Raw genomic sequence first — 2,563 nt, 5'->3', positions numbered from 1 at the left:
AAGTAATACACCAGGATAGCATGAAAGGCAGGGGAACCCCTCCTGCATATCCCTCCAATAAGGATATCCCATAGGAATTGATCCGTGAGGCTGCACTGCGTCTTCTGGGGGACAGGATGGTTTGATTTTATAATTTTTTAGTCAACGCTTATTCGGGCAAGGAGAGGTGTGCGACTTCGTATTGTTTTAATAAGGATAATTTAAGCAGGCCAGGGTCAGGAGGATGACATGAAAAAAATACTGCTTTTACTTTTAGGCGTCATGCTGGCGGCCGGATGTTCCGCTTCAACTCCGGGCCAAACATCGTCAAGTCAACCGGGGACCGAAATGCCGAAAGACATACGGGCGTTTTCCGTCAGCTGGCAGGGACAGCAACTGCTGTATGCAACACCGGACGGCATATTCTCCCACTCTCCCGCAGACGGTGCCACAGCAAGCATCCTGTCCGCTGCCATGAATGAGAAGGACTGGCTGTACAGCACGATATCTCCGGACGGATCGCAATATATCGTCCTCACAGTCGGGCCCTATGACAACACGGCGGAGATCTTTGATTACAAAACCGGAGAATCCGTTCTGCAGCTTGATGCCGATAAATACCGGCAAGGGGTAGGGGACTACAGCCCGCCGGTCAGCCAAGTTGGGTGGATGGACAACGAAAATATATTCTTATCCACCGAATTCCGCCTTTTCCTGATCAGCATTCATACCGGGGAAGAAGTGCAAATCACGGCAGAATGCGCCCCGGTTACGGCGTCGGTGAATCATAATACCGAAGCGCCATACCTGTCCTGGGCGAGAAACGTAACGCAGTTTGGGGATCAGCTCTATTACAACAGCAAGCGCAGCCTTAAGGAACCGGGACTGGGCAGCATCTACCGCGGCGATAAAACCGGGGAGCAGGAGCTGTTAAAAAACGCCTCCCTGGTACTGGCCGTGGACGGTGAACGGTTCGTTTACCTGAGGGAGACTGAACCGGGATTCATGCAAAGCTTTCTTTACGACATCCCCACAGGCCGCTCTTCCCTGATTTCTGCGGAAAACGCCTTGCCGGAAGGAATCTTTCGTACCAATGAAGGCAATCTGGTTCTCATAACCGGGGACCCGGTCGGAGGGGCATACCGGGGGCTACATTATAATCCCGATACCCTGCAATCGCAGACCTTTGATCTGTACAACGGCGAGCGGGATTTTCCCGATCCGGATGTTGACAGGCGGCAGTTCGGCAAGTTTTTTGGCGCCTTTGAAAAGGATGGTGATTGTGTCTTCCTGTTCAGCGCGGAAAGCCATAGCATTGCGCAGGAAAAATTTGACGTCAGGTATCTGGCCTATAGCGTTAAGGCCCGAAAACTCATTGAAATTCAGGACTACGGCGATACCTGGCTTGTCACTCTGAGCCTGGACGCGACAGGTAGCTATATTGCAGCCGCCAAACATCACCGGCCCGGCGACGACAGCTTTCTGTTTGACCTTATCAGAACCGGCGATCTACTGGCACGGTTCGATTCATAGGATTTTACTATGCACGGATATTGAAGTCGGGGTGGAGGTAGCGGGCGGCAGCGGCCAGCAGGTGCGGAGGCTTGCTCCGGGATTTTGCTGCTTTGCCACCCCCATATCGGTCCCTATGATGATTTCACTCCGTGCTACACGGCGCTGATGGAATGGATTGAAAGAGAGGGGTATATCGTTTCCGGGCCACCCTTTGAATTGTACATTAAAGGCTGCGATGACAACGTTCCGCCCAGTGAATATGTAACCGAAATTTATTTTCCCATCAAAAAGTAATACACCAGGATAGCATGCCAGGCAGGGTAACCTACGGAATCTCCCTGCCTTTTGCTTTTCAATAGTTTATCTCTGCTTATTGTTCCGGCTCGCGCCGTTTTTTGTTAGGTTTGCGCTTAATCAGCAACAGCTTCTCCATATCTGGAAATAGTGATGTATCCGTCAATTCAAACATCATCCATTTTCCATCGTGATAGGTGGTGGATTCATCGTAAACTCTTTGTACTTCCAGCGAATAATTGTTCCTCTTTGCTTCAAATTTAGCTCTTTCATCTTTGCCAAAGATAATCATAAAACCAAAAACGTTTTCTTTAGCATATAAAACACACAGGGATTTACCGCCTCTGCGATATTTATACTCGTATGTCCACCTTTTGCCTCCACTATTCCAAAGCCTTTCCATATCATATTTTGATTCAATCAAATTGCTCAGTTCAATCCAAATTTCAAATAGCGGTTGTCCAAGCAGAGCAGTCATTTCTTCATGAGTCGGTACTTTTTCAAGCATTATGAATCCCCTCCCCAACCGCGTACATGCTTTCGGTTCCAAATTACACATCGCCTTCTGACAAGTCGCAATTCAATTTTCCTTTTAGCGCCCCTAAGGCAGGAATCCGCCGCGATGATTGCTCCGTCACCAATAATGAATCATCCTCGCGCCGCCCTTCTGCTTGGCAAAGCGGATGATGGCATTTGGTGCAGGGAACGGATGGCGTCCATCAGGTCATTTTTCATCTTGCGGAAGGTATGAGCAACTTTAAGTTTCTCTTTGTAA

General features: G+C 49.2%; 3 protein-coding genes. 2 read left to right on the top strand and 1 reads right to left on the bottom strand.

Going from position 1 to position 2,563, the window contains the following annotated elements; translation table 11 throughout:
- Window positions 1-228: 228 nt before the first annotated feature.
- Both B3W37_RS12980 and B3W37_RS12975 read left to right on the top strand, forming a co-directional pair.
- Window positions 229-1,512 (top strand): hypothetical protein, encoded by a 1,284-nt coding sequence (locus B3W37_RS12980; protein ID WP_483176084.1) that lies wholly within the window; start codon window positions 229-231, stop codon window positions 1,510-1,512.
- Between the two features lie 84 nt (window positions 1,513-1,596).
- Window positions 1,597-1,788, top strand: coding sequence for a GyrI-like domain-containing protein (locus tag B3W37_RS12975; protein WP_483176083.1), 192 nt, complete (start codon window positions 1,597-1,599; stop codon window positions 1,786-1,788).
- Window positions 1,789-1,864: 76 nt separating this feature from the next.
- On the opposite strand, the gene B3W37_RS12970 is transcribed toward B3W37_RS12975, so the two are convergent.
- Window positions 1,865-2,296, bottom strand: a complete 432-nt coding sequence (locus B3W37_RS12970; RefSeq protein ID WP_483176082.1) for a DUF3788 domain-containing protein — start codon at window positions 2,294-2,296, stop codon at window positions 1,865-1,867.
- Window positions 2,297-2,563: the final 267 nt, after the last annotated feature.

Source organism: Syntrophomonas sp. UBA5494 (assembly GCF_002426325.1).
Note: the sequence above shows the minus strand (reverse complement) of the source record. Positions and strands in the feature narration are given on the sequence as shown.